This is a genomic window from Methanomassiliicoccus sp. (assembly GCA_012719175.1).
Taxonomy (GTDB): Archaea; Thermoplasmatota; Thermoplasmata; order Methanomassiliicoccales; family Methanomassiliicoccaceae; genus UBA6.
Genome location: JAAYAX010000008.1, coordinates 68,429 through 89,154, shown reverse-complemented (window position 1 = coordinate 89,154; position 20,726 = coordinate 68,429). Strand labels below are relative to the sequence as shown.

The window sequence follows — 20,726 nt, the reverse complement described above, 5'->3', positions numbered from 1 at the left end:
TATTGACGTTTGTGATCTAGCTAATCTCCCGGACAATCCCTCTGGCCTTGCATTTCATTCCTGGTTTGAAGTTGTCCCTCTATCATCTGATGCGAACGATGAGCGCTCTCAGGCTGATTCGCCAGATCAAGGAATGGAGCGTGAAAAAGGGGAGCCGATATGAAGGGCCAGATAATTTGAGAACAGACCATTATCGTTAATCGAACCAAGCTTCGAATGTTGGCCTAGATCTCTATCCACCACAAATTCTGGTAAGATGGCCTTCCTCCTACCTCAGATCCGCCAGTTCATGGGTGCCATGTCTTTGCTCTGTTCCATTAATCTTCGAACAGGTCGCCTACCCATTTAATTGATTCCGGGTCGCGACATACGAAGACCTGATAATCCACCAATCTTGTTAGTTCCTGCATACGACCTCGTTCGATTTCGTAATACGAATTTTTAAAAAGTATTAATAGCCCTTCTCATTTCAGCCTATCATCTGATCATGTCCTTGGACTTGTCGGGACCAAGGGCGGCTCCGAACGGGGGTGTTCAAATCGATACGAAAAAAACATATGCTATATTAGCTGCGCTAGTGGTGGTGATCGCCGCTACTGGCGCAGCATACCTGCTAACCAGGGGCGAGGATAACGGGAGCAACGCAGAAAAAGCTACCTCCTTAGACTCATTGGGCAGACCGGTGGAGGTGCCGGAGAAGATCGACTCTGTCTTCTGTGTAGGGGCTTGCTCCCTGAGGCTAGTATCTTATTTCGACGTGTTCGACAAGGTGAAGGCCGTGGAGACCGCTGGTACATTCAACACGCGGGACGATCAGACATATTATCTCGTGAACAAGGGGAACCTATCCTCCTTGCCGCAGGTCGCCACCGATGCCGAGAGCATTCTGGCATTGGGCCCTAGCTTGATCATAACATCCACCGCAACGGATGCTGGTACCGCCGATACCCTGCAGAACCAGACAGGCATCCCCGTCTATGTCATCAATGCCAATCTGGAGTTCGGTGATGATTTCTACGATCAGATTACATCCCTAGGGAAGCTGTTCGGCGAAGAGGAGAGGGCGGCAAAGCTGAACAAAGGCATTGCGGACATGATCAGCGAGATTACCTCAAGGTCATTGAACGAAAGCACTGAGAACGCATACGCCAGCGGGATGTTCTACTATGGTGGGGCGTCTTTCCTCAAGGCCTCGGGGAACTACCTCCCCTTTGACTACTCCAACGTCACCAACGCCATCGCCCCTGCCGGCAATGGCCAGCCATATGTCATTACGTTAGAGACACTGGTGGCTGCCGATCCAGACTACATTTTCATAGACAGCATAGGCCTGAGCGACTGCGTGGCATCTATGAACGGTTACATTGCGGACGAGACCGGGCTTCAGAACGTGTCCGCGATAGAGAATGGCAGCATATTTTCTACAATGGTCTACAAGTGCTACGGAACCAACTGGGAGAACCAGCTTATCAACTCCTACTACGTGGCATCCGTGATGAACGGTGAGGCCTTCTCCTGGACCTTTGACCAGAAGGCCAATGAGATCATTCAGTTATTCTATCCAGAAACAACCATGACATACTCGGAGATCGCTGATGGTCAGAGCGGCAACGGCTGCGGGGAAGTGACGCTGTAATATTTTTCAAACAACTTCCAATCTTTTTCTGGAATACGGTGATCAGAACGAAGAACGGCGACATGACCGCGGACCACGACAAGTGGGAAGGCTTCGACATCTACGATGATGGCGATGGGGAGGCCACTCACAACTCCTGTTTGTATCGCGGATACGTCAGGAGGAAAGGCCTGGTTGTAGTGCTTTCTCTAATGGCCCTCTTCGCATGTATCATCATCGCTGCCCACAACGGCCCTCTGAGCATATCCACCTCTGACATCATCCGGTACATCTTTACATTTGACAATGATGGAATGGGGGGCGTCGTCTGGAACATCCGAATGGTCAGGATCGTCGGTGCGATCCTTGCTGGATCAGGTCTGGCGGTCGCGGGCGTGGTCATGCAATGCATCCTGCGGAACCCGCTGGCCTCTCCCTACACTCTGGGGATCTCCAGCGCCGCTGCGTTCGGAGCATCGTTCGCCATCATATTCCTGAACGCTGGCTCCAGCATTACGTCCATAGTCTCCATCAGCAATCCCTACGTCACTACCATCAGCGCCTTTCTGTTCTCGCTGCTGGCAACCGGCGCCATCCTGCTACTGACCAGGGTGACCCGCGTTAGCGCGGAAACGATGGTCCTCGCAGGAGTGGCCATCAGCGCCATGTTCGCCGCTGGCCTCTCCTTCATGCAGTACCTAGCAACAGACTCCCAGCTGGGCAATATCGTCATGTGGACGTTCGGAGACCTGGGAAAGGCGACCTGGTCCTGGAACACCCTTATCATGGCTGTCCTGCTATCGGTGACCCTGTACTTCTACTACAAGCGATGGGACTACAACGCCATGGAGGCGGGGGAGGAGACCGCCATGGGGCTCGGTGTACACACTGAGAGGGAGAGGATCATAGGCATGGTTCTGGCCTCGGTCCTCAGTGCTGTCATCGTCTCCTTCTTCGGCATCATCGCGTTCATAGGGCTCCTTGGTCCACATATAGCTCGCATGATCATTGGAAGCGATCACCGGCACCTCATACCCCTATCGATAATCCTGGGCGCCATCATATTGATCGCCGCGGATGGATTGGGGCAGGTGATCCTGTACCCATCGGTCATACCGGTGGGGATAATCACATCCATGCTCGGAGGGCCGCTGTTCATCTACCTGCTGATAAGGAGGTACAGGAAATGACGTTCTTCCAGGTGAACGGTGTGGAGTTCTCCTACAAGAGCGTGAAGGTCCTGGACGACGTCACATTCACCATCGAGAAGGATGAAGTGACATCGATCATGGGCCCCAACGGTGTCGGCAAGACCACCTTGATGAAGTGCATCAACAAGATCCTGATGCCCGCCATGGGCTCGGTCATCATAGACGGGTCGAACCTCCATAAGATGAGCAGAAGGGACATCGCCAAAAAAATAGGCTATGTATCACAGAGGGGCGAGATGTCCAGGATGACGGTCTTTGACTCCGTTCTGTTGGGGAGGAAACCGCATTTTGAATGGGAGGTCACCGAAAAGGACATCAGGCTCGCTGGAAGAGTTATCCACCTGATGGGCTTGGACGATCTGGCGCTGAAGTATGTCAATGAGATAAGCGGCGGGGAGTACCAGCTGGTGCAGATCGCCAGGGTGCTGGTGCAACAGCCCAAGGTGATCCTCCTGGACGAGCCCACAAGCAGCCTGGACCTGCCCAACCAGCACATGATAATGCATCTGATTAGGAACATCGCGAGAAGGAACCACATAGCGGCCATCATGACGATACATGACCTCAACCTGGCGATCCGTCATTCAGACAAGTTCATAATGATGAGGGAAGGAGCGATCTTCGCCACCGGCGATCATAGCATAATAACGCCAGAGAACATTCGTGCCGTCTACAATATCGACGCATTTGTGGAAAAGGTAAAGGGGATACCGGTGGTCATACCGATATGAACGGAAGGGATCTCAGTGGGTACGAAAAGGATTAATCCGAAGCAGAGGGGGTTCTTCAACGAAAAGGCCAAGGTGTGGGATGAGATCTCCGTCCACGATAGCAGTAAGGTAGAATACATAACCGATATCCTCTCCATAAAGGGCCACGAAAGGGTCCTGGACATCGGCACAGGAACTGGGGTAATGATCCCACATTACGAGGCCCGTCTGGTCAACGGGTCCATTGTGGCCGTGGACTACTCTGAGAACATGATCGATGTCGCCCGGACCAAGTATCCTGAGAGCGAGCATCCATTCGTCTCCTACGTCATCTCCGATGTGTACGATCTCGAATACTGCTCGGAGTTCGATCTGGTGGTCTGCTACTCGTGTTTCCCTCACTTCGTCGATCAGCCCCTGGCGATCAAGATACTGTCGAGGGCACTTAGGAAGGGGGGCCGGCTTGCCGTCGCGCACTCCGACTCGGCGAAGAAGATCAATGGCATCCACATGGAGGGAGGTGTGGAGATCTCCAACGACTTTTTACCGTCGATGGAGCGGTTAAAGCGAATGATGACGGACAGCGGCCTCTCGGTGCTCTTCGAGAGGGATGATGACGCTTACTATATCTGTGTCGCCAGGAAGGAATGAGACACGCCGCTAGGTATTTACACCTCAATGCGGTGATGTTCATACACGCTCCCAGCGGTCCCAACGCTACTGCTCTATCGCTACCGCCTCGGCAATGTGGTCCTCGATGTTCAAAACCACCGGAACAAAGAACAGGGACGCACTGACGACCACCATTATCAGCCCCCCGGCGATGAACCAGGCCTGAATGCCGAACACCGCCGCGAATGGGCCAGAGAGCGCCAGCCCCAAGGGGGCCATTCCGCTGGACAAGCTCGACAGGAGCGCGAACACCCGTCCCTGCATGTCGGCCCTGATTCCCTTCTGCAGTATTGCCATGACGATGCCGTTGACTATGGATAGGCCCGTGCCGATGAACAGGGCGGTCGTGGCCGCGATGAGGAAACCGTCAGGAGGCAGCACGCCTATCAAGAGCACCCCTCCGCCAGAGGAGGCAAGGGCCCCTATGCACGTGACGATCTTCCGCTTGGATCCGCCCCACATCCCCAGTATGAGGCCGCCCGTGATCATGCCCGCCCCTAACATGACATCCATGAAGGCGGCCTGGTACGGCCCCTGGCCGAAATGATACAGTGTCAGCAGGTTAAAGAACGTGAACGCCGGGGTGATCAGGAAGTTAACGACGGAGAACACCGCTACCACCAGCAATGCCCCCTTCCAGGCCTGTACGTATCGGAACGCCTCCACGAGATCTCGGAGTATAGGGGTCTTCTCACGCCCCTTGGGCTTCCTGATCTCTGGTATCCTCACCACCAACAGGGCGGTGATGGCCATGGCCGCGGTCACCACATCCATGCCCAGGACCAGGTACATGGGTAGGGCGACGTAAAGGAACGCCCCGAGGGCCGGGCCCATGATGCTGGTGAGCCCCATGACGGACTGATTGAGGCCGGTGATGCGTGCAAGATGGTCCTTCGGTACCATGAGCGCGGTGGAGGCTTGCATCGCCGGCCAGTGGAAGGCCTGCATGGCTGACCGGAAGAACATTACGATGAATATGTGCCAGAGAGCGATGGCCTGGGCAACGAACAGGAGCATTAGGATCAGAGTGCCCAGAGCGGTTAACAGGTCAGCGAAGAGCATAACCTTCTTCCTGTCGTGACGGTCCACGTACGCTCCGGCGAACGGGGACAGGAATACCTGAGGGAGAAGCCCCATGGCACCAGCAATGGCCAGGTCCAGTGGGGAGGCGGTGGTGACCGCGACCCAGAACATCAGGGCCCACTGTACGAGAGCACTCCCAAGGAGGGAAAAGGCCTGCCCGGCCCATAGAGTGAAGAACCGACGCATCCACGGCGGGGGCGTGCTCTCTTTCTTTGCAACTTCGATCGAGGCCATCAGCATTGACCGCCCAGAAGTGTCATCGATGATGCTTGGGAACGGATATGCCCAAGGTATGCTAGCCTGCGACCTTTACTGAGACCTAGGAGGGACTTCGTCAAGGTCCCGGGCGGTAAATGCGATACGATTTTCTCACAACCTCCCCCGTTCGACGGCCGACTCCCCATCACCGACACTAATAATTTGTATCCATTTATCAATTTCTTACGATAGTAGCTATCCTTATGTCCTTTGTCGGCTCCCTTAGAATGATCATTTTACTAGAGGAGCAGGGCCGCTATCTGGGCACCTCACAGATAGATCGACCATCTGGTCGAGGTCGAAAGGCCGCCTGGAATGCACCTGATGATGATAATCTCCATGTTTCACCGGGTCTCAAGGTCCCATGGGCCGCCGAGCCGATCTTCATCGATGATATGGTGGGCTCGATGACCTGCTGGCAGAGGGGATCGAACGGTCGAGCTTGGCCACATAACTAGAAGTGATTGGCGTCTTCCCGAAAAGTTCCAGCATTTGCTAAGAGGCCCATATGCTACAATATTCCATGGAGAAAAGAAGGGACAAACATACTATGATGTTCATGATCCCAATCTGGCCAGATCGGTTATGTTACAATGGCATCATTGCAAATGGGATGCACGTTCCTTATAGTGCCATAAATTTTCCCCTATAGATGATTAATAAATTTATATCAAATGTTGTTAACTTGTTAATAGAAATTACTATATATCCTGATAACCTGTGTATTTAGTTAGTGATGAAATATGGCCATCGGAAGGAGAACACGGATTGTTGCGGCACTCGCAGTTGTTGCGGTTGTGATAGTGGCAGGCACAGCGGTCCTGCTGTCCTCGAACAGCTCCAATGCGAAGACAGGTAAATTGGGCGTCGTGGCGAGCTTCTACCCCCTCTACTACTTCTCATCGGAGATCGGTAAGGAACACGTGGACGTCAGCATGCTGATCCCGGACAACTCCGAGCCTCATACATGGGAGCCATCTCCATCTGATATCATCAAGGTCAATGATGCAGACATTCTTGTCTATAACGGTCAAGGTTTCGAGCCGTGGATGGACACGGTCCTAAGCTCCGTGGACAATGATGATCTGGTCGTGGTCGACTCATCCCAGAACATTTCCTTGCTTCTTTCCGACGAGATAACGGAGGCCTATGAACAGGCGGTGGAGGCCTTCAATGGCGGCCTCACCTCTGTGGTCACAGCTACGGACTCAGAAGCTTCGGCGCCGACCATGAGCGCAGAGGGATACGTGAATGTTAACTTCTCCCCCCTGGCCAGCGGGAATGGCGGTTATATCAAGGTAAGTTCCATGAACGGAGGGGACATCAGGCTATTTGTCACCAATGCCACCGAGTTCACCATACGATCATCCACAGGTACCGAGCTGGAGTATGAGCTGGAAAGTGGATCTGTGAGTTCCTATCCTCAGTTCAATGGATCGAAGTTCGTGGAGCTTGGAGCCGGTGAGGTCTATTCCATATCCTTCAGCTCCAATTCCACCGGGACCGGGCTGATCATGATCGCCGGGGAGGAGGAGGGAGAGGGAGGCCACGAACATGGCCTGAACGATCCACACATTTGGTTGGACCCGATCAGCGCCAAGGCCCAGGTATCCAATATTCTGAAGGCTTTCGTCGCCGCCGATCCCTCGAACGCCACGGCCTACCAGCAGAACGCTGATGATCTCAAGTCCCGCCTCGACGTTCTCAATCAGGAGTTCGTCAATGGACTGGCGAAGAGGACCAAGAACGCCATCATCACGACCCACGAGGGATTCAACTACCTGGCCATGCGCTATGGCTTCGATGCGTACGCGGCCATCGGCATCTCCGCCGATGCCCAACCCAGCGCTGCGGACCTGGCGGCTCTGGCGGATATGGTCGACCAGCTCGGCCTTGACTACGTGTTCTCGGAGCCTATCTTCTCGGACAGCATTATCGACACGATCGCCGAAGAGACAGGTGCGCAGGTGCTAGTCCTAGATGGTATCCACAGCAGGACCGGAGCGCATTCCAATATGGACTACTTTGAGATAATGCGTGCGAACCTAGAATCTCTGAAGACCGGCCTTGAGGTGACCCCCTGAAACATCTTTCCTTCTCATTCCTTATTTTGTCGAATGACCGCGGTTGGAGTTTCTCCTTTATTAAGAAAAAAAGAATCATTGATGAAAAGTTAATAATAGATGATATATCTGTTGATAAGATATCGGCATGCGCAATGGAACGCCATCGCAGAGGGAGAGCGCATAATCCCTTCGAGCTGCGACAGCGATTCCAGCAATCGCACAATATTAAATCACGGTTCAGCATTTATTCGGTGGGCTCCAGATGGTAGAAAAGGTAATCGAGGCAAAGGACATCGTGGTGAAATACGACGGCATTACCGTGCTGGACGGCGTTAACCTGGATGTCCTGAAGGGAGACTTTCTGGGGATCGTCGGTCCCAACGGAGGAGGGAAGACCACGCTCCTTAATGCCCTCCTAGGCAACGTTAAGCTCTCACATGGAGAGGTGCGCCTTTTCGGCACCGACCTGAGCAAGTTCAAAGAGCACCATCGCATAGGATATGTGGCCCAGCATGCGATTCAGTTCGATCCCCTGTTCCCTGCCACGGTGGAGGAGATCGTCCGCCTGGGCTGCATCTCCCGGAACAACCTCGGCCGATGGATCACCGCTGCGGACAAGGAAGCGGTCAAGGAGGCCATGGATGCCGTGGGGATCTATGAGGTCCGCAAGAGCAAGATCAGTGAACTATCGGGCGGGCAGAAGCAGCGTATCTTCATCGCCAAGGCGCTGGTCAAACGTCCCGAGCTATTGATCCTCGATGAGGCCGCGAGCGGTCTCGACGTATCCATCCAGGACCGGTTCGTGAACCTGCTGCGGCAGCTCCGGGACGAGACCGGGGTCACTATCGTGACAGTGTCCCATGACCTTTCCAGCGTGATGTGCCAGGCCAATAAGCTGGCCATAGTCAACCGCAAGCTGGAGATGACCGAGATAACACCGGGGACCGACCCCACGAAGTCGCTTCGCGATGCCTACGGTGAGCACTTCACGTTCGTGTTCCATAACCACCGTGACAATTGCATTATTCCTCGATGATGGTGATTAGAACATGGACCTGATAACTGCATTTGACTACACCTTCTTCCAACGAGCCTTCATAGGAGGCCTCTGTGCCGCAGTGCTGTGCTCCCTGCTGGGGGTCTTCATCGTCCTCCGTCGTGCAGCTCTCATCGGCGAGGGGGTCGCGCATCTGTCCTTCGGCGGTATTGCCCTCGGCCTTTTCCTATCCATCTATCCCTTGGACACTGCCCTCGTACTATCTCTGCTGGGCATACTCGGAATATCGTACATGCAACGGAAGCGGATCGTGTACTCGGAGATGGCCATAGGGATCATGATATCGTTCGGCCTGGGTCTTGGTGCTGTGCTGGCCAGCCTGGGGAACGGGTTCAACGTCGATCTCTTCGATTACCTGTTCGGTTCCATCCTCACGATCTCCGCGGACGATCTGACGCTCAGTGTAACCCTGTCACTCGTGGTCGTCGTCTTCATAATCCTGTTCTTCAAGGAGCTTATGCACCTCACCTTCGATGAGCAGGGTGCCCGGCTGTCCGGCGTGCCCGTCTTCCTCCTGGACCTGGCCTTCAACATCGTGCTGGCCCTGACCGTGGTGGTATCGATCAAGATCGTCGGTTCCTTGTTGGTCTCGGCTTTGCTCATACTGCCTGCTTCATCGGCCATGCAGCTATCGAAATCGTTCCGCGGTACCGTGGCCATAAGCCTGGTGGTAGGCATCATCGCCGTAGTCCTTGGTCTGGTAGCATCGGCATTGTACGAAAGGCTCGCGACCGGCGGCGCTATCGTGCTGATAAGCATAGGTCTGTTCCTAGTGTGCGTGCTTCTGAAAAAGATCATGGGATCGGATCCCAAACCAGTAACGATCTCGTAGCCTGGAAGGTCCTCCAACTCCTTCCTGGCCTTAAGTTTAGAACGGACGCGCATGTCTTCGTCCATCTGGTATAACGGCAAGTATATCAACGATCGCCGAGGTATAGGGACGATCGAAAGAGGCATTGTTTTCCAGTTTCCAGCCTCTCCAAAGAATAGGAAACGGCGGATAAGGCCGCCGTTCACCGATGGTGGCCAACGACCATGACCGCCATCAGCCTAGATAAAAAAACCGAAAAACGGATTCAGCAGCTCCAGCCATATGTAAGGCCAAGCCGCAGAGAGAGATTCCCTTTCATCACTGAGCGAACGGCCCTGCTTGTCATCGACATGCAGGGATACTTCCTGGATCCATCGTCCCATGCTTCATTCCCGGAGGCCGAGGAGATCATGGGGAACGTCATCAGCCTTGTCGATTCCTTTCGTTTCTCTCACAGGCCGATCATTTTCACTTGGCATGCGGTGAGGAGCGATGAAGACCCCGGCATCATGGGAGGTTGGTGGGGCGACGTTCCCGCGGATAAGGACCCGCTCTCGCATATAGATGACCGCCTGCAGCCAGAAAAGGACGGGGCGATAGTTCGAAAGACCCGTTACAGCGCGTTCATCGGGACCGAACTGGAAGGCATCCTGCGAGGACTAAGGGCTGATAAGGTGGTCATTACCGGGGTCATGACCCACCTATGTTGCGAATCCACAGCTCGTGATGCTTTCATGCGCGATCTGGAGGTGTTCTTTGTGATGGATGCCACGGCAACAGACCATGAGGACCTCCATATGGGGAGCCTGCGGGCGTTGGCCGACGGCTTCACCATAGTGGTGACCACAGAGGAGGTGCTAAGTTGGATGGAAGGCAGGCAGTGACCATCATTGGCGCAGGACCAGCAGGGATGGCTGCTGGGATCTACCTCCAACGCGCTGGTCTGGCACCATTGTTGTTGGAAAAGAACGTTCCCGGGGGGCTGTTGAGGTATGGGTACTGGATCGAGAACTATCCAGGATTCCCCGGGGGCATCGGGGGAGATAGGCTGGCGTCTCTCATTCATGATCACCTACTATCGGTGGGAGGGAAGGTCACCATCGCCTCCGTGGAGCGGATCGACCGCGATACGGAACGAACCTTCACCATCGCCACCTCCCAGGGGACGGTCGAATCGGACGCGGTCATCATGGCCACAGGTACCAGGCCCCGTACCATCGACATACCCGGGCTGAAAGGGCTGGAGGGCATCTCCGCGTTCTACGATCTCTTCGAGCTGTCCAGGGCAGCAGGAGGCCACGATAGGATCCTTGTCTATGGTGGCGGTGATGCCGCCTTCGACCAGGCCATACGGCTGAGGGAGGAAGGCCACGAGGTGACCGTACAGTGCCGTTCTGAACCCAGGTGCTTACCGTTGCTCCGAGAGCGGGCGAGGATGAGAGGCATTCCTCTAGTGGATGGTTTGCCGATCGTCAATGTGAGAAAAGACCAGGACGGTACGGTGCTGGATATGGGACAAGGAGACCACATGATAGTGGACAAGGTCCTACTGGCCTGCGGGAGGGAACCCAGGGTCGAGATACTGAGCCCAACGCTCCTCTCCCAGATGTCCATTGTGCCCTCCCCATCGCCTGTCCCCGGACTATTTCTGGCAGGCGATCTTGTGGGTGGGATGGAGCGGCAGGTCGGCATAGCCATCGGGAGCGGGATGAGCGCGGCAATGAAGGCCGAAAGATACGTGGATGGGAGTTGACACAATGGACGTGCTCGAACATTACGGGAACGATACACTGGCCAGCGTCTTCGTCGCCCAGATGAGAAGGGAGGACCCCCGATCTGTGGTCGAGTTCGTGGAATCCGTTCAGCCCCCCCTGTCAAGGGAGGAAAAGTGGGTGATAATCGTGTCATCCATGTTCGGCTGCCCCATCGGTTGCATGATGTGCGACGCCGGCGGTGACTACGCCGGTCCACTGACCTCCCCGGAGATACTTGCACAGATCGATGAATGTGTGTTGAGGAGATACCCCGACCGCAGGGTACCTTCCAGGAAGTTCAAGGTGCAGTTCTCGCGCATGGGCGAACCGTCCATGAACCCGGCGGTCCTTGAAACCATGAGAGCCCTGCCTGGATGGTTCGACGCTCCTGGACTGATGGTATCACTGTCCACCATCGCTCCAGCACGAGCCTCCGGCTTCTTCGAAAAGCTCCTGCACATCAAGGAGGAGATGTACCGTAATGGCAGGTTCCAGTTGCAGTTCTCCATCCACACCACGGACCTTGAGAAGAGGAGGGCCCTCATACCGGCCGAGACCTGGACCTTTGAACAAATTGCGGAATATGGGGAGCGTTTCTATAATCGCCGTCATGCTGATAGGAAAGTGGTCCTGAATTTCGCCCCCCTTGTCGGCTATCCGATAGATGCCACAAAGCTGAATGAGCACTTCGATCCAGAGTTCTTCATTATAAAGCTAACGCCGTTGAACCCCACGATACGATCGATGGACCATGGCATAAGGTCCGTGCTGCAGCACGGCTGTCCTGAGACCTGTATGGACCTGATGAACGCCCTCTATGACGAGGGCTACGAGGTGATTCTCAGCCTGGGAGAAGAGGTGGAGAACCGGATAGGCAGCAACTGCGGTCAGTACGTACAACGCATGTTGAGCGAAGGACGGCGGCCGGAGGGCGCGTATGATGTACAACTTTACCGAGGCCAGATGTGAAAATCGTCCCATAGTGAACGTGCTTCATTCTCCAGAGTATAATTTATAGTGAGTCCACCTTAATTGGGGCGAGAAGATGAGGTCAAGGATCATTACGTTGAGCAAGGAGCTCAACGAAAATTTTAGGGAACGCGACGAGGAGATCGCTGGCTCCCTTTTGGCGATGCTGTCAGGGGAGCACGTACTGTTCATCGGCCCGCCCGGAACGGCCAAGAGCATGCTCGCCAGGGAGCTGTGCAAGTCTATCAAAGAAGGCAATTTCTTCTACTACCTGCTCACCCGCTTCACCACCCCTGATGAGATATTCGGGCCCCTGTCACTGAGCTCGCTCCAGGAGGACATCTTCCGGCGTAACATCGAGGGATACCTGCCGACAGCCCATGTATCGTTCCTGGACGAGATCTTCAAGGCCAACTCCTCCATCCTGAACTCACTGCTCACCATCCTCAACGAGCGCAAGTATCACAACGGATGCGAGATCCTGGACGTGCCCCTCATATCTGTCTTCGGGGCCTCCAACGAGCTGCCGGAGGAGAACGAGTCCCTGGAGGCGCTGTACGATCGATTCCTGTTCCGCTTCTATATAGGATACGTGCAGGACGAGACCAATTTCGTGGACATAATCCTGGGGCATTCCGAGAACTTCACGCCCTCGGTGCAGCTAACCGTGGAGGAGATCAGGAAGGAGCTGCAGGAATCGGCCGATGTCACCATCGACAACGACGTCATGGACTCCATCGTCGCCCTGCGGAAAGAGTTCCGCACTTCCAGCATCTCCATCTCCGACCGCAGGTGGAAGAAGATGGTGGGGGTCCTCAAGGTGGCCGCCCACAGCCTCGGCCGTTCCAATGTGGACAAGAGCATGCTCCCCATTCTGAAGCATATGCTTTGGAACCGACCGGAGGAGAAGGTGACCATCGGGAAGCGCCTGGTGGAGATGGCCGTGGCAGGAGGTCTGAACCTAGACAAGGAGCAGCAGTACCTGCAGGACCTACACGATTCCGCCAAGCAGTTGAAGGATTTCGAGCTGCCAGAGATCGTAACGTGCAAGTCGTGCGGGCAACGGTTCTCCAATTGGAAGGGACTGCAGGTGCACGCCTCCGCCTTTCATGATCACGCCTACATGCTCCCGGACGATGACAACCTCTACCAGCTGTGGAAGCATAAGGTGTCACCGCATCTTCTCCCCAACCTCATCGAGCTGTACGCGAGCAGAGGACATCCCGTCATACTCACCGCCTCCCCTCAGGACAAGGAGCTGTACATCAAGGAGCTGACCGACTTCCAGGAGGACCTGGGGATCCTCGAGAAGGACCTGGGCAAGGAGAGAGAGGTCCTGGTGAACATACTCAACAATAACATCTGGCTTACTCCCAGGGACCGAGAGGGTATCATGGCCCAGTATGACATCAAGACCAAGGCCATGGTCAAGATGAAGAAGCTGCACTCCGAGACGCGGGAGATCGTTCTATCGGAGGACGTGGTAGAGCCCTGAGGTCCCCATGGCGGAAACGAGCAGCGTACGCTGCCGGAAGGCCCTGAACGATGACTCCGTGCGCCTGGTGGTGGGGCGGCCGAGGATGATACCACGGAAACGCAGGGAGGAGATAGCGTCCATACTGGCGCAGGAGATCCTGGAGCGGAGATCGGTGATAGATGTCCGCAGGCAGGCCGCCCGCTACGGCTCGTTCTACATTGTTCTGAAGGCTCTGAAGGGAACGGAGGATTGGGAGAAGCTCCGGGGCATGGCCGCCAGGAGCGATATCCTTGCTGCTCTTTCGCTACGATACACCACGATGGTCGTCCTTGACCTCCTGGACAGGACGGCCCCCCTGCCGGCATCGAGCGAGGCGGAGAGGAGCCTCAGGGGCCTGACGGCCCTCACCCTGATCGCTTGGCAGCGCCACAGCGATGTCAACATGGAGATGCTGGCCCGCGGCGTGGAGGAGTTCGAGTCGACAGACGTCCGGGGGGAGGCCCTGGGCTCTCTGGGATCGGTGTTGAAGGAGCGGCTAACCATTGTGGTCGAGCAGATGGAGAGCTACATGGAGATGCTGGAGATGATGAAGAAGATGCTTCCCTCCGGCGATGACGAGACCTTCGTGGAGGAGGTCTTCCAGGCCTACATGCAGAACATCGAGAGCATGGCCCAGCTTCTCCGTCAGAGGAAGGACCTACAGCGCATCATAGACCTGATGGGCAAACTGGACGTGGAGTACGGGGCCAAGCAGGAGAAGGCCAAGAGCTTCACCACCACCGAGGCCTATGACCTGGGCCTGTCAAAGGACATCCGCCACGTCCTACCAGTGGAACTGCTCAAGCTGCAGGACCCCATACTTCGCCTGCTGTTCTTCTCTCAGATGCTGGAAGGGGCGCTCCTGACGTATCAGCTCAAGGGGCAGGACGATCCTGAAAATATGCCGCCAAAGAAGAAGGGGCCGGTCATCGCCCTCATCGACGCCTCTGGCTCCATGTATGGGGAGCCGGAGATACTGGCCAAGGCGTTCATCCTCATGCTGGCCAAGCGCATGGAGCGGGAAGGAAGGAACATCAAGGTCATTCTGTTCGCCGCCTCCGACTGGAAGCTGGAGATCGACCTGGCGGACAAGAAGAAGGTGGCCAAGAACCTTCTGGACCTCATGGTCCGGCATTTCGAGGGATACACCGACTTCAACTCCGCCCTGCGCGTGGGCCTGGACAATGTCAAGGGGAAGGAATGGCACGCGGCCGATGTCATCCTCTTCACCGACGGAGAGTCCAACCTGAACAACGAGGTCCTGATAGACGAGTGGAACGACTTCAAGCTCCGCACCAGCTCCAAGATATACACACTCATCGTCAACAATGATACAGCGGGGGGACTGGAGCAGGTCTCGGACAAGATCTGGACGCTTCCCATGGGCAAGTGGGATGTGGAGGGGAGCCCCTCAGGTCTGATCAAGCTCATCGCCAAAGGGTAAGAGCTTCTCACCATGGGACCTGAAGATAAGGTCCGAAAAAAAAGGGGGGAACCTCCTGCCCGGCGAAAGAATTGTTAATATGGGACATCACTATCACCTACTAGGATGGTAAAATGAGCTACGGATTCGACATCGGTCCTTCATTCTTCTCGTTCCGTAGCTCTGCCATTATATTTTGATGGCCTGCCAGCGTAAGCAGGGCAGGCCCCCATTTTCCATCCTTTATCTTTGAGGTGAGATGAAATGAGCTACACTGGAAAGGCAGTTCGCTTGGAAAGGATCATGGACCGCAGGACATGGCGTACGGTCATCGTCCCCATGGACCATGGAATGAGCCTGGGGCCTATCAAGGGCCTGGTGAACATGACGGAGACCGTGGACAGGATCGCCGAGGGAGGCGCCAACGCCGTCTTGGGCCATATAGGCCTGCCCCTTCACGGGCACCGCCGTCACGGCAAGGATATCGGGCTGATCATGCACCTATCAGCGTCCACCTCCCTTTCCCCCGATCCCAACGACAAGGTCTTGGTGACGCCTGTGGAGGAGGCTCTGAAGATGGGCGCGGACGCCGTCTCCGTCCACATCAACGTGGGCGCGGAGACGGAGGGGGAGATGCTGCGCTCGCTGGGCATGACCGCCACCAAGTGCCGGGAATGGGGGATGCCCCTACTTGCGATGATGTACCCCCGGGGCCGCAAGATAGACTCCGAGACCTCGGCCCAGTATGTGAAGATAGCTGCCCGGGCGGCGGCGGAGATGGGCGCGGACATAGTCAAGACCAACTACACTGGAAGCGTGGAGTCATTCCGTGAGGTGACCAAGGGATGCCCGGTCCCAGTCGTTGTGGCCGGAGGTCCGCGCATGGAGACCACAAAGGAGCTGATGGAGACGGTCCACGATTCCGTGGAGGCCGGCGGCGGGGGCGTGGCCATGGGTCGAAACGTGTTCCAGGCCGAGGACCCCGTGAGGATGCTACGAGCCATATCCGGGATCGTGCACCAGGGCTGGAGCGTAGAGGAGGCCCTGAAGGAGATCTAGGCCGGAGGCCTGGGGCTCAGCGCTCCCGCCACCTCCCCTTCATCAGGCCGTTGCACACGAGCTTTCCCGCAATCTACCACACCTCTGCCAGATGAAAGGCCAGGTCGGCTTATACACATTGGCGAAATGCCGCGGTCGGGCTTGTTAATTAGAAGTGGTGGCCGTTGGCACCCTGCGTTTTCGTTCCCTCTCGTCCCTCGATCGTTCTCTGGGAGCCAGGATAGGCACGACCTTATGAGCCCTCCGTCCCAGCTCAAAATATGGAACACAAGATAATTGCAGGATGCCAGGAAAATAAACTCAGGGATGTCAACACGTCAAGACCCTCCGTTCGGCGATTCTAACACCACCTTACCGCCGTATGAGCGTTGACGTCCCCTCTCCGAGGGGTTCAGGAGCCAACCTATAAATCGTCCGGCAAACCATTGAAGCGGCGGGTAGGTGGTGGGACAACGGTCACCGTCGATGAGATGAACCAGCGTATACTCAGGCTCCTGAGGATGGACGGGAAGATGACCTACCGCGAGGTCGCAGAGAAGCTTCGGAGATCACCTTCCACGGTCCGCGATCGGATCAAGAGGATGGAGGACTTCGACGTGATCCTAGGGTATTCGGCCATCGTCAACAACGAGCTCATGGGCATGGAGTCCGATGCCATCGTGCTCGCCAACATCGGCGATGGGGTGACCATAAAGGACCTTAGCAAGCTCCGCAACGTGGATGGGGTGATGGAGGTTCTCCTCGTCAGCGGAGGGAGAGGCGTCCTCATTCGGCTGCACGCTCCGGACAATCACACCCTGGAGAGCACCATCGCCAGCTCCATCATCCCCCTGGGCTTGAAGGACGTAGAGGTCCGGATCATCCTGGAATCGGTCATGCGCTTCCCCGGGATCTAATTCCAGATAGGCGTGGAATCGAACCTTCCAGTGAACGGCCGTGAGGACAGGGGCTTGATCTTGACGATCTTGCTCCAATCCCTCTCCACCTTGGTCTCGAAGGACTTCTCAAAGTCGCTGATGAGCTCCTCGAGAAGTATCTTGTCATCATCGGTCAGGTCGGAGATGGAAGCTCCCATACCTAGCTGGTGCTTCTCCACCTTCCCGCGCACGAAGATGCACCCGCCGTGAATGCCGGTGCCAACGAAGGAGCCCACGGGAGACTCGTTCTCCGGGACCCCATCGCCCAGCACCAGGACGTTGCCCCCGGCCATGTACTCCCCCAGGTAGTCGCCGGTGCTGCCCCCGATGACGATGGCAGGCCTGTCCTCGCCGAACTCCTTCATATGGATGCCCACGCGGAACCCGGAGCTTCCGCGGACCAGGATACGCCCCCCTCGGAGAGAAAGGCCGGTGACGTCCCAGGCGTTACCATGAATGACTATGCGGCCGGAGGACATGGTGTTGCCGGTCATGTCCTGGGCGTTGCCGAAGACCTCCAGGGTGGGGCCGTCCAGGAACGCCCCCAGGTCGTTGCCCGGCGTCCCCCTGATGCCCACGTACAGGTCCTTGGCCTTGGCCGCGGAAGCGATGTACCTCTGCCCCAGGACTCCGTCGATCATGATGCGCCTGGCCCCCTCATGGATGGCCTTGCGGATCTCGGCGTTCAGGGCCATGTGCTCCAGCGGCCGACCCCAACGATCCCTGCTGGTGGCATCGATTATTGTTTCTGAGATCCCGTCCCTGTTCTTGCGAACTGTCACCTTATAGATGGGGCTCATGCTCTCACCCCCATCCTTCACCGACGTGTTTCACGCCCATGATCTCAGCGATCTTGGGGTTGGGGCCAAAGTAGCGTAACCGGTCACGGTTACCCACAAGGGACTCCACGGAGTCGATGCCCATGGCCCCCAGCATCTCCTTAAGCTCCTCGTTCCACGCTGTGTACAGGCGGGTGACCCGGGCCGCCCCTATGTCTGGATCCAGGCGGGAGACCAGGTCCGGCCGCTGGGTGGTGATCCCCCAGGCACAGACCCCGCGGTGGCAGGACTGGCACACCTGACAGCCCATGGCGATGAGGGCCGATGTGCACACGCTGGCCACATCAGCCCCAAGGGCGATAGCCTTGATCATGTCCGCCGAGCTGCGGATGGAGCCCCCGGCGATCAGGGTGATGCGGTTCCTCAGGCCTTCGGCGGTGAGCCGTTTGTCCACCACCGCGGTCGCCACCTCTATGGGCAGGCCTGCATGGTCCCTTATGACCCGTGGTGAGGAGCCCGTGCCCCCCCGGAACCCGTCGAGGGTGATGAAGTCCGCCCCCGCCCGGACCACACCGGAGGCGATAGCCCCCACGTTGTGAACGGCGGCTATCTTGACCCCCACGGGGACACGGTGCTCCGTGCTCTCCTTAAGGGCGGCGATGAGCTGCTGAAGGTCCTCGATGGAGTAGATATCGTGGTGAGGGTAGGGCGACAGGGCGTCGGTCCCTAGCGGGATCCTTCTTGACGAGGATATGAGGTCCGTCACCTTCTCCCCCGGCAGATGGCCCCCAACGCCGGGCTTGGCACCCTGGCCGATCTTGATCTCCACTGCCGCCGTCCTCTGCAGATAGTCTGCGGTGACGCCGAAGCGGCCGGAGGCGACCTCGCTGACGACATGGTCGGCGAAGGGGTTGAAGTCGGCATGCAGACCACCCTCGCCGGAACCCGCCAGTATGTCGAGGTTCTTGGCTGCCTTCAGCAGCGCCAGTTGGGTGTTGTAGCTTATGGCCCCTAGGGAGATGTGGCCGATCATCAGGGGCATGGCCATGGCCACGATGGGGCCCACGGAATCGCTACCAGTGATGTAACCGTCGCTGGACAGGGTAATCTTCCCAGTACGATGGCCCACATAGGTTCGCGTCTCCACCTCCTCCCGTAAGGGATCGATGGAAGGGTTGGTGACCTGCGCGGAGTCGAGGATGAGGTCGTCGAATATCATGCCATACGGCATGTCCGTACCGCAAGACGACAGGAGAACGCCCCCAGAGGTGGCCTGCGCCGTAATGGCCTGTCTCACCCTCTCCGTGTAGCTGGCATGAGGCGGGTATTGGGTTGGGAGATGGACTATGTCGATGGCCTTCACCGGGCAGGTCGCCACACATCTCTGGCACGCGACACAGTTCCCCTTGTACCTTATGTTGCCATCATCGTCCGATTCCAGGGCCCCGAAGCTGCACTCCTTGACGCACCTCTTGCACCGGATACAGATGTTGCGGTCGATCGAGGGCTTGAACTTCTCATGAATAACGTTGCGGTATATGCTCTCTGAGTCCTTACGTCTGTTCGTTCTTTCGCCGTCGCTCATCTGATCACCCCCTCGAACGGTGCTTCCGTACCTTTGCGCACAAGGCCCTTGCCCACCTGGGCGATCATGGGGTTGCCGGGATTGCCCACCCAGGTGTTGGCCTGCTCCTCCACGACCCGGACCGCGCTCTCCTCGGAGACGGCGTAGTAGCGGCTGCCATCCAGGGACCGGCCGAACAGAAGGGGCCGGAGCTTCTTGCGGTCGGCCATGGCGATCATGGCGATCTCGGGCCTGCTCCTGCCCACCAGGATGGAGAACGGTCCGTTGAGGAACGCCTCCTTGTAAGTGACCCGGATCTGCTCTGCGAGCTTCCTGGTTCTTTCGTCCATGCGTTCGATCTCCGAATAGTAACGTGGAGCAAGGGCGAACGCCGCCACCTGAGGCGGCAGGTTATGGCGGCGGACCAGGAGGTCCCACAGATACGTGACGACCTCGGTGTCGGTAAGAAGGGACAGCCGGTAGCCGTTCATCTCCACCAGCTTTCGGTTCACCCCGTACGATGTTATCTCCCCATTGTGGCAAACGGACCAATCCAGGATGCTGATCGGATGTGCACCTGCCCACCACCCCGGAGAGTTGGTGGGGAACCGGGAGTGAGAGAGCCACATGGAGGCCTGGTAACGCTCTAGGTCATAATGCTCGGCGATCTCGTAAGAGTAACCGTTGCCCTTGAACACCGCCATGTCCTTCCCACTGGACACGCACATGGCTCCGGGGATGGTCCCGTTTATGCCCAGAACGATGTCCACGATGCATTCATCAGGGGACTGGTCCCGTATCACGAACCTGTTGGACCTGGGCTGCGGATCGAAGAAATAGCGCCAGACGTTAGGTAGTGGAGGCCTCATGGAGCGGACCCTCTTCGTTGGCACAGAGCCCTCTCGCACTATCTCCCCACGGTCCTTCAGGTACTCCTCCACGGCGATCCTCGCGTCCTCGTCATCGAAGAAGAACTGCATGCAGTAGTGGTCCTTGTACTCCTTTGGAAAGAGCCCATACGCCGAGTATCCAGCCCCCAGGCCGTTCTCGCGCTCCCTCATGGTTGTGAGCATGCTGGTGATGGTGCTGCCCGATATCTTACCTCCGTTCACATCAATGGTGCCAGCGATCCCACAACCGCCCATCATGTACTGGAGCCCGGGTGGCCGCTGAGCCCCGAAGCTCGGAAGTAAGGGAAAATCGTCCCTTCTATCGAACCCATCGTCGTTGTCGTACCCCATATTCATAACATTCTACCTGCC

18 protein-coding genes are annotated in these 20,726 nt (G+C 56.8%); 14 read left to right on the top strand and 4 right to left on the bottom strand.

Annotation, left to right across the window (positions count from 1 at the left end; all coding sequences use genetic code 11):
* Positions 1–583 precede the first annotated feature (583 nt).
* From GXX95_07005 to GXX95_06990, 4 genes are all read left to right on the top strand, one after another.
* A complete protein-coding gene (locus tag GXX95_07005) occupies positions 584–1,636 on the top strand; it encodes an ABC transporter substrate-binding protein (protein NLT37890.1) in 1,053 nt (350 codons plus the stop codon).
* A gap of 62 nt (positions 1,637–1,698) precedes the next feature.
* On the top strand, positions 1,699–2,805 hold the full coding sequence (locus tag GXX95_07000; GenBank protein ID NLT37889.1) for an iron ABC transporter permease: 1,107 nt from the start codon (positions 1,699–1,701) through the stop codon (positions 2,803–2,805).
* Positions 2,802–3,557 carry an ABC transporter ATP-binding protein gene (locus tag GXX95_06995; GenBank protein ID NLT37888.1) on the top strand — a complete coding sequence of 252 codons (756 nt, stop codon included), beginning with the start codon at positions 2,802–2,804 and terminating at the stop codon, positions 3,555–3,557. Before GXX95_07000 ends, GXX95_06995 begins: the two co-directional genes overlap by 4 nt.
* Positions 3,558–3,572: 15 nt before the next feature.
* A complete protein-coding gene (locus GXX95_06990; protein NLT37887.1) occupies positions 3,573–4,187 on the top strand; it encodes a class I SAM-dependent methyltransferase in 615 nt (204 codons plus the stop codon).
* Between the two features lie 66 nt (positions 4,188–4,253).
* Here the strand turns inward: GXX95_06990 and GXX95_06985 are convergent, their stop codons facing one another.
* A complete protein-coding gene (locus GXX95_06985; GenBank protein NLT37886.1) occupies positions 4,254–5,525 on the bottom strand; it encodes an MFS transporter in 1,272 nt (423 codons plus the stop codon).
* 827 nt (positions 5,526–6,352) lie between these two features.
* Here GXX95_06985 and GXX95_06980 point away from each other — a divergent pair.
* The 10 genes from GXX95_06980 (at position 6,353) to GXX95_06935 (ending at position 17,100) form a co-directional block, all read left to right on the top strand.
* Complete coding sequence (locus GXX95_06980) at positions 6,353–7,633, top strand: zinc ABC transporter solute-binding protein (GenBank protein ID NLT37885.1); 1,281 nt, start codon at positions 6,353–6,355, stop codon at positions 7,631–7,633.
* A gap of 244 nt (positions 7,634–7,877) precedes the next feature.
* Entirely contained in the window at positions 7,878–8,651 is a 774-nt protein-coding gene (locus GXX95_06975) for a metal ABC transporter ATP-binding protein (protein ID NLT37884.1), read from the top strand.
* 13 nt (positions 8,652–8,664) lie between these two features.
* Positions 8,665–9,504, top strand: coding sequence for a metal ABC transporter permease (locus GXX95_06970; protein NLT37883.1), 840 nt, complete (start codon positions 8,665–8,667; stop codon positions 9,502–9,504).
* A 203-nt stretch (positions 9,505–9,707) separates the two neighbouring features.
* On the top strand, positions 9,708–10,367 hold the full coding sequence (locus GXX95_06965; GenBank protein NLT37882.1) for a cysteine hydrolase: 660 nt from the start codon (positions 9,708–9,710) through the stop codon (positions 10,365–10,367).
* On the top strand, positions 10,346–11,236 hold the full coding sequence (locus GXX95_06960; protein NLT37881.1) for an NAD(P)/FAD-dependent oxidoreductase: 891 nt from the start codon (positions 10,346–10,348) through the stop codon (positions 11,234–11,236). Before GXX95_06965 ends, GXX95_06960 begins: the two co-directional genes overlap by 22 nt.
* A 4-nt stretch (positions 11,237–11,240) precedes the next feature.
* The gene (locus GXX95_06955; GenBank protein ID NLT37880.1) at positions 11,241–12,206 is read left to right on the top strand and encodes a radical SAM protein; all 966 of its coding nucleotides are present in this window, start codon (positions 11,241–11,243) and stop codon (positions 12,204–12,206) included.
* 76 nt (positions 12,207–12,282) lie between these two features.
* On the top strand, positions 12,283–13,701 hold the full coding sequence (locus tag GXX95_06950) for an AAA domain-containing protein (GenBank protein ID NLT37879.1): 1,419 nt from the start codon (positions 12,283–12,285) through the stop codon (positions 13,699–13,701).
* 7 nt (positions 13,702–13,708) lie between these two features.
* The gene (locus GXX95_06945) at positions 13,709–15,166 is read left to right on the top strand and encodes a VWA domain-containing protein (GenBank protein ID NLT37878.1); all 1,458 of its coding nucleotides are present in this window, start codon (positions 13,709–13,711) and stop codon (positions 15,164–15,166) included.
* Positions 15,167–15,409: 243 nt separating this feature from the next.
* Positions 15,410–16,204, top strand: a complete 795-nt coding sequence (locus GXX95_06940; protein ID NLT37877.1) for a class I fructose-bisphosphate aldolase family protein — start codon at positions 15,410–15,412, stop codon at positions 16,202–16,204.
* Between the two features lie 425 nt (positions 16,205–16,629).
* Entirely contained in the window at positions 16,630–17,100 is a 471-nt protein-coding gene (locus GXX95_06935; protein NLT37876.1) for an AsnC family transcriptional regulator, read from the top strand.
* Here GXX95_06935 and GXX95_06930 read toward each other — a convergent pair.
* From GXX95_06930 to GXX95_06920, 3 genes are read right to left on the bottom strand one after another with little or no spacing between them, the layout of a single operon-like run.
* Entirely contained in the window at positions 17,097–17,921 is an 825-nt protein-coding gene (locus GXX95_06930) for a hypothetical protein (GenBank protein NLT37875.1), read from the bottom strand. The genes GXX95_06935 and GXX95_06930 overlap by 4 nt on opposite strands.
* Positions 17,922–17,925: 4 nt before the next feature.
* Positions 17,926–19,485, bottom strand: coding sequence for a 4Fe-4S binding protein (locus GXX95_06925; GenBank protein ID NLT37874.1), 1,560 nt, complete (start codon positions 19,483–19,485; stop codon positions 17,926–17,928).
* Complete coding sequence (locus GXX95_06920) at positions 19,482–20,705, bottom strand: hypothetical protein (GenBank protein ID NLT37873.1); 1,224 nt, start codon at positions 20,703–20,705, stop codon at positions 19,482–19,484. Before GXX95_06920 ends, GXX95_06925 begins: the two co-directional genes overlap by 4 nt.
* Between the last annotated feature and the right edge of the window lie 21 nt (positions 20,706–20,726).

Excerpts from the sequence above, each read along its gene's own strand:
- GXX95_07000 (NLT37889.1), top strand. The coding sequence starts at position 1,699 with ATGACCGCGGACCACGACAAGTGGGAAGGCTTCGACATCTACGATGAT.
- GXX95_06995 (NLT37888.1), top strand. The coding sequence starts at position 2,802 with ATGACGTTCTTCCAGGTGAACGGTGTGGAGTTCTCCTACAAGAGCGTG.
- GXX95_06985 (NLT37886.1), bottom strand. The coding sequence starts at position 5,525 with ATGGCCTCGATCGAAGTTGCAAAGAAAGAGAGCACGCCCCCGCCGTGG.
- GXX95_06975 (NLT37884.1), top strand. The coding sequence starts at position 7,878 with ATGGTAGAAAAGGTAATCGAGGCAAAGGACATCGTGGTGAAATACGAC.
- GXX95_06970 (NLT37883.1), top strand. The coding sequence starts at position 8,665 with ATGGACCTGATAACTGCATTTGACTACACCTTCTTCCAACGAGCCTTC.
- GXX95_06965 (NLT37882.1), top strand. The coding sequence starts at position 9,708 with ATGACCGCCATCAGCCTAGATAAAAAAACCGAAAAACGGATTCAGCAG.
- GXX95_06955 (NLT37880.1), top strand. The coding sequence starts at position 11,241 with ATGGACGTGCTCGAACATTACGGGAACGATACACTGGCCAGCGTCTTC.
- GXX95_06950 (NLT37879.1), top strand. The coding sequence starts at position 12,283 with ATGAGGTCAAGGATCATTACGTTGAGCAAGGAGCTCAACGAAAATTTT.
- GXX95_06945 (NLT37878.1), top strand. The coding sequence starts at position 13,709 with ATGGCGGAAACGAGCAGCGTACGCTGCCGGAAGGCCCTGAACGATGAC.
- GXX95_06940 (NLT37877.1), top strand. The coding sequence starts at position 15,410 with ATGAGCTACACTGGAAAGGCAGTTCGCTTGGAAAGGATCATGGACCGC.
- GXX95_06930 (NLT37875.1), bottom strand. The coding sequence starts at position 17,921 with ATGAGCCCCATCTATAAGGTGACAGTTCGCAAGAACAGGGACGGGATC.
- GXX95_06925 (NLT37874.1), bottom strand. The coding sequence starts at position 19,485 with ATGAGCGACGGCGAAAGAACGAACAGACGTAAGGACTCAGAGAGCATA.
- GXX95_06920 (NLT37873.1), bottom strand. The coding sequence starts at position 20,705 with ATGGGGTACGACAACGACGATGGGTTCGATAGAAGGGACGATTTTCCC.